Source organism: Fulvivirga imtechensis AK7, assembly GCF_000331535.1.
Lineage (GTDB): Bacteria > Bacteroidota > Bacteroidia > Cytophagales > Cyclobacteriaceae > Fulvivirga > Fulvivirga imtechensis.
This window is the reverse complement of sequence record NZ_AMZN01000203.1, coordinates 1-925: the sequence shown is the minus strand read 5'-3', so window position 1 is coordinate 925 and position 925 is coordinate 1. Positions and strand designations below refer to the sequence as shown.

Annotated in this window: 2 protein-coding genes; both read left to right on the top strand. The window is 37.7% G+C overall.

The genetic code is table 11. The annotated features are described in order from the left end of the window. Positions 1–280 precede the first annotated feature (280 nt). Positions 281–532, top strand: a complete 252-nt coding sequence (locus C900_RS27785) for a type II toxin-antitoxin system ParD family antitoxin (RefSeq protein ID WP_009583834.1) — start codon at positions 281–283, stop codon at positions 530–532. Continuing rightward, positions 525–824, top strand: coding sequence for a type II toxin-antitoxin system RelE/ParE family toxin (locus tag C900_RS27780; protein WP_009583833.1), 300 nt, complete (start codon positions 525–527; stop codon positions 822–824). The genes C900_RS27785 and C900_RS27780 overlap by 8 nt, the downstream gene beginning before the upstream one ends. Positions 825–925: the final 101 nt, after the last annotated feature.

The window sequence follows — 925 nt, the reverse complement described above, 5'->3', positions numbered from 1 at the left end:
TTTTTCCAAACCGCCTGGTAAACAACAATTCATACCTGCCGTTGTGCCCTCCACCGTAGGTGTTCGGTTCAACAAATGCTATGAATGAATGGGGTTTTATCGGTCAGGAAAGTTTGGTGGCACTTGGAAAGTCCGCCACGTATTGTAAATTTATTAATCGGTGTGGCTATGTGCGAGACGAGAGGTTAGTGCTTTTTAATCCCCACTCATCATAGCTTGGCGTTGAGTGTAATTTGCATAAGTTACCAATTTTTGGTACTTTTAGGTAAATATTTGAATTATGAGTAAAAATACATCTATATCACTCGGAAATTATTTTGACCAATTCGTAAGCAGCCAAGTTTCTGCTGGACGATATAAGAACGTAAGTGAAGTTATTCGTGCAGGGCTTCGACTTTTGGAAAATGAAGAAAGTAAAGCAATTGCATTGAAAAATGCTATTCAGGAAGGAATTGATAGTGGGATAGCACACGATTTTGACCCAAAAAAGAACCTTGAGGAATTAAAAGCCAAAAGGAGAAAGAATGGCTGAATATAAATTGACCAATAAAGCTGTTGATGACTTGAATGGGATTTGGGACTACACGGCTGACGAGTGGTCCGAGGAGCAAGCTGATAAATATTACAATATGCTACTTAACACTTGTCAAGACATAGCCAATAATCCCGATTTAGGAAAAAATTATGACGGAATTACAACCGACTTGTTTGGATTAAAAGCAAACCGACATATAATATTCTACCGTAAAACAAAATCAGCTCCAATTGAAATAACAAGAATATTGCACGGAAGAATGGATTTGAAAAACAGGTTGACTGAATAGAAAACTACACTCAACACTAAGCCGAATAGCTGAAATACCGTCAAAAAAAGCCTGAACGGGAGATTTTGTTCAGGTTTTTTGGTGAAATAAGAACTGTGCTA

Excerpts from the sequence above, each read along its gene's own strand:
- C900_RS27780 (WP_009583833.1), top strand. The coding sequence starts at position 525 with ATGGCTGAATATAAATTGACCAATAAAGCTGTTGATGACTTGAATGGG.
- C900_RS27785 (WP_009583834.1), top strand. The coding sequence starts at position 281 with ATGAGTAAAAATACATCTATATCACTCGGAAATTATTTTGACCAATTC.